The organism is Vibrio sp. V30_P3S12P165 (assembly GCF_009904905.1).
Classification (GTDB): Bacteria; Pseudomonadota; Gammaproteobacteria; order Enterobacterales; family Vibrionaceae; genus Vibrio; species Vibrio fujianensis.
In genome coordinates, this window is sequence record NZ_WXWH01000026.1 from 1 (window position 1) to 5,122 (window position 5,122).

The window sequence follows — 5,122 nt, forward strand, 5'->3', positions numbered from 1 at the left end:
CATTGGTGTCGCACCGATAACAAGAGAAAGTGGCCGCTTTAAAGGTAAGCGGCTGATACAAGGAGGGCGGACTCAAGTTAGGACCGTTATGTACATGGCGATGATGTCGGCTATCCAATGCAACCCTGTTTTCAGAGCAACTTATGAACGACTACTTACGGCAGGAAAACCGAAAAAAGTTGCCATTGTTGCCTGCATGAGAAAGATGGTTGTTATCTTAAATTCAATGCTAAGAGATGGTGTTATGTGGGATACAGATAGCCTCAAAAATTAACTATTGACGCCATAGTCTCTTGTTATGAGACGCGCTCTCACTGATGTTCAACTAGCCCCATTTTTTCAGCCGTAGCTATAGCGTTAAAGGGACTTTTGATTTCACTAGACAATGCCTTAACCTGCAGCGGATCTAAGTGCTTAATTTTTCCGTCACTTGGCTTTTCAAAATAGATAAAACCTTTCAAGATTCCGTTTAAAGTGGTGATGTCTACTTCATCTAATACAGCCTTGAGGTTGTTCGCCTCGGCCTGAGCACACTCGTAGTCCTTAAGAAAGTTAATGTATAAAAACACTTCTTTTTTGTCGTCAAGGCTCAAGCTTTCAAACCATTCAGATTTAGGAAAATCCAATATCGTTTGTTTGCCAATTTTATCGCACTCTTGCCACCTGTCATCCCATGCTTTCAAGTAACTCAACTTATCAACATTCACTGAGCAACCAACGAGAAATATAGGCAACAGATAAATTAATCCTTTTTTCATAATAACTCTCTAGGCTAAATAGCGACGCCTCATAACGCCCGCTTAAGGGGCAGCCAACGCCACGACCAACTTTCCGCATAACAACGTAACCACAAAAACCAACGCATTATAAAAATGCCACGCGTTGGCTGTCCCTCTTGAAGCGTTTGTTATGCTTAAGCTTCAATGACTTACGTTTTACCAAAACCAAGATTAACTCAGCTTTGATTCACGAAAAAAGCCAAAAACCAAAAAACTGAAATGACTCATGATTTTGAAAATCAGACTTTGAACTTTGGCTGTTAAAACGAAAAAACCTAAGATCAAATTTCTGATTGAGCCAGCCGAACCAACCTCGCGCTTGCCCGAAAATTGAATGAGGCAATTCGCTGAATTAGCAGCGCCAAAGAATAATTGTCCGGAAAACCGCGCCCACTGAAGCCGACTTGCCGAGAAACACAAAACTCACAAGCCAAGGGAACAAAGAACAATCATAACCCACTGATTTTTAGTGATTAAGCATAACGCCCAATTAAGGGGTGAACAACGCCTCTACCCAAACCTAAAGTATTGTGCCATAAACACTAAAACTGAAGTAGAAGCAAAAGTGCCAAGCGTTGTGAATCCCTCTTAAATTGCTTGTTATGAAGCGGATTCCACCGACTTTCCACATCTAAGCTTGAGGATGATCTTAAGCAGTAAAGCCGCCAAGAAACCGTATAATTGATACAGTCCAAACAATACTTGTAAGGCTGCAACTACGACAAGAGGTATGTCTTTCACACTACCTTCAATTGAAACTGAATAGATGACTAATGCTAACAAGCAGCTAGCCAACAAGTTAAAAGCAGATTCCAATGAGCTAAATAAATCAATAGAGACTAACTTGCGAACGCACTTTTCATCATCGCTATCAAAGTACTTTCTTGCGCTTAATATCAAGCCAAAAGGAATGTTCTCATTCCCAAAACGGCTGACCCTTAACATAGCTTTTATAAGTGGACGTCTTACCTTTATGCCATAAGTGAGCCTAAAGTACTCAACTTCTATTTCATCTCTGAAGTGCTTCTTTAGATCTTCAGAAACTTCATCTGACTTACTCGCTTCAAGAAGAATGTTTAGTTTCCGCTTTCTATGTTCATCAAGAAAAGTAACTATGTTTCTGGTGTTTACCAAGAAGAAGACTAAGACCATTGCCACTACATAGCCAAAGTTCCCACTTTCAATGTGTGCGATTATTTCTTGCAAACCAACCCTCACCTATAAACTAAGACTCGCTTCATAACGCCGCATTAAGGGGCAGGCAACGCAAACAACTAAACTCAAACTACCCAGCCGTAACCTCAAATGCCAACCAAACCAAAACTGCCAAACGTTGACTGTCCCTCTTGAATGCGTTGTTATGTAACTTTACTAGCCATTTCAAAGCATTACAAAGAAAAATATTGCCAAATACCGTTTAACTTACATGAAAAATTAGCAGTAACCCAGTAGAATTTGCGTGGCAACAACGAAACTGCGAGCCCTAGTTCAAAGAAAAAAATAACTGCCACTAAACTTATCGCCAACCTACTGAACCATTAAGAAAAAACTGAGAACTCGAAGAATAAAGAAGCCGAAAGCTAAATCAACATGCACACAACCCACTCAGAGAAAATCGACATTGAAATCAGATCAATCATAAAAACATCTACTTTTCAATGTATTGTGGTCTTTTTTTCTTTACGGTTACATAACGCCCGGTTAAGGGGCAACCAACGCTACTACCAACTTTCCGTATAACACCGTAATCACAAAGACCAACTCATAATAAAAATGCCACGCGTTGGTTGTCCCTCTTGAACCGTTTGTTATGTTTTTAGTGATACACGACCTTAAAGTGCTCTAAAACCAATAACATATCCTCACTTGGCTCTATACCTAAAGTTTCACATTCACGTGAGAAAAATTTCCAATGAGCTTTACGCCACCATTCTAGCGATTTGTCGCCCTCACCCTCACTTGCCGCAAACTCTTCCGTCACTTCGTTGAATCGACAACTTGAGACCGATGTTATCTCAATGATACAAATTGGCTCACCATTCCAGTTTGTGACCACTTGAAGGTGGCCAACTATAGGTAATACTTCGCTTTCGTGGCTATACCAATATTCCATGCTGCATGATGCACGTTTCTCGCCACGTAGAATTAAATCTGCACATAGATTTGCGTTATACTCATCTGCGCAAAAGTAATCCGAACTAAATGATGTATATTTTTCAGACACTTCACTAGGTAAAGTTCGAAGGTATTGCTGTAAAAATAACTGACTCTTTTCTTCCATGATTCACTGAACCTGATTAAAAACATAACGCCCAATTAAGTAGCCCGAAACGCTACAACCAACTTCCCGCATTACACCGTAATCACTAAACTCAACGCAAAACGAAAATGCCACGCGTTGAGGGTCTGCTTGAATTGTTTGTTATATTTCAATTCCATACAGCCACTGAAAGACCAAACAACCTTTGAAAATAGTACATAACATCAAAAGCTTAACGTCAGTTGAGCCAGATTTAGATACAAAAAACAATTAATTTTGAAATCGAATCAAGCTTACCCATTGATTCTGATGATAAATATCAGATAAATAAGCCATTAATGTAAACCAAATAAAAAGAGCTGCTAAATGCGATTAAACGATAACTTTTGTTAGTCATTGATATACATGATCAACCAACAGCTATGCTTCACAAGAAATCATCAACCAGCAAAACACTCACATTACCACTTAACGTTTAAATTTGTAACACTTTGAATTTAAGAGAAATATAACGCCCGGTTAAGGGGCAACCAACGCCACTACCAAGCTTTCGCATAACACCATAATCACCAAAACCAACGCATAGTAAAAATGCCACGCGTTGGTTGTCCCTCTTGAACCGTTTGTTATGTTTTATTACAACCATCTGATTTTATTGAAAATGTTCTTAGAATCATCAACTGGTTTAAGACATTATTGCCTTACTTCTAAAAAGTGTCTTTTTGCAAGATAAGCAAATATGTTTATAACGATGATCTGCATGAGCTGTTAATGGTTGAAAAATCACTTTATCTGAACCACAACTAAAGCATTTCGCACTTTCTGAATCTGCCGTTTTACATTCAGGATGCTTTATCAAATAATCCTCAAGTGTCGGTAATTTGTGCCAATCATCATCCTGTGGCTTCGAATATGATACGAAATAGTAGAATGTAGCAGCCGCGCCCAAAACTAAAACCAACCAAATGAAATCCATTTCTTTTCCTCAAGTTATCCCGAAAACATAACGCCCGCCTAAGGGGCTGGCAACGCATAACACTAAACTCAAACACAACAACCGTAACCACCGCGGCTCAATGGGACTGGAAACGCCACGCGTTGACAGTCCCTCTTGAGGCGTTTGTTAGCTTACTGTCCTAACATGCCAACTAAGAGGACATAACTATTGTGAAGCGCATGAATTAAAAAGGCTATTGTGAACCCTACTTTTGGTGAACTCTGCCGCCATACTTGAAATGCCACCCCAAAAACAACAAATGGCATGAATGTAAACATGCCCCAAAGTGGGTGTGACATAGAATGTAAAACAGAAAAGATAAACGCACACAAGCAGGCACTTAAAAAAATTCTGTCTGTAAATTTTGCGATGAGCACCAGTATCAGTGTCATCAATAATGTTTCTAAGGCTGGGCCAACCAAAACTGTTCCAAGCACATCAACCAAAGTCATTCCCACATCAGGACCATCAGCGGGGAGACCATAAAGAAGATCAACAATCACCGCAAGCGCACCTGCGGAGCAGAAAGAAACAGCAGACGCTTTTAGGCAATAACCTAATTTTGACTCTTTACGACTTAGTAGAAACACACCGTAGTACCTTGTAAGCTAACGCCGCATTCTTACGAATCCCCCCATAATTTCCATATAAAACAATGAGTAGACGCGCATCGCTCATTCTGATCTAATGAATTTCGCCAAAAACACACCGGATTAAATGGATTTAATAGGGAACCCCTACGATGCGCGATGTTCAAATTCTACAGCAAACACTCGAAAACCAATGCCCTGACATTCACAAAAAACGACTTAGATCTCTCATACTTGCAACCAGAACGGTACTGGATGGCTCTGATCTCACACTCACCAAAATTGGACGCGCTCTCGACACCGATACCACGGTGAAGCATGCCATCAAACGTATCGACCGATTACTTGGTAATCGCAATCTACACCGTGAAAAAGAGTCCATATATAAATGGCATGCGTCCTTTATTACTCGCGCCAATCCTTTTCCTGTTGTCTTGGTTGATTGGTCAGATGTTCGTGAGCAACTGCGCTATATGACATTGCGCGCTTCGGTATC

General features: G+C 40.2%; 6 protein-coding genes and 1 pseudogene. 2 read left to right on the forward strand and 5 right to left on the reverse strand.

Features of this window, described 5'->3' with window-relative positions; translation table 11 throughout:
• Positions 1–274, forward strand: a 274-nt coding sequence (locus CAG57_RS05475) for a transposase (RefSeq protein ID WP_161439504.1), incomplete at its 5' end; no start/stop codon positions are given.
• 37 nt (positions 275–311) lie between these two features.
• On the opposite strand, the gene CAG57_RS05480 is transcribed toward CAG57_RS05475, so the two are convergent.
• From CAG57_RS05480 to CAG57_RS05510, 5 genes are all read right to left on the reverse strand, one after another.
• Entirely contained in the window at positions 312–758 is a 447-nt protein-coding gene (locus tag CAG57_RS05480; protein ID WP_158116648.1) for a hypothetical protein, read from the reverse strand.
• 621 nt (positions 759–1,379) lie between these two features.
• A complete protein-coding gene (locus CAG57_RS05490) occupies positions 1,380–1,985 on the reverse strand; it encodes a hypothetical protein (RefSeq protein WP_161428574.1) in 606 nt (201 codons plus the stop codon).
• A gap of 610 nt (positions 1,986–2,595) precedes the next feature.
• Positions 2,596–3,060, reverse strand: a complete 465-nt coding sequence (locus tag CAG57_RS05495) for an ASCH domain-containing protein (protein ID WP_161428573.1) — start codon at positions 3,058–3,060, stop codon at positions 2,596–2,598.
• A 664-nt stretch (positions 3,061–3,724) separates the two neighbouring features.
• On the reverse strand, positions 3,725–4,015 hold the full coding sequence (locus CAG57_RS05505; RefSeq protein ID WP_099612061.1) for a hypothetical protein: 291 nt from the start codon (positions 4,013–4,015) through the stop codon (positions 3,725–3,727).
• 152 nt (positions 4,016–4,167) lie between these two features.
• A complete protein-coding gene (locus CAG57_RS05510; protein ID WP_041051874.1) occupies positions 4,168–4,626 on the reverse strand; it encodes a hypothetical protein in 459 nt (152 codons plus the stop codon).
• A 152-nt stretch (positions 4,627–4,778) separates the two neighbouring features.
• Between CAG57_RS05510 and CAG57_RS05515 the strand changes: the two are divergent.
• Positions 4,779–5,122: pseudogene (locus CAG57_RS05515) on the forward strand (IS4 family transposase); the annotation flags it as partial.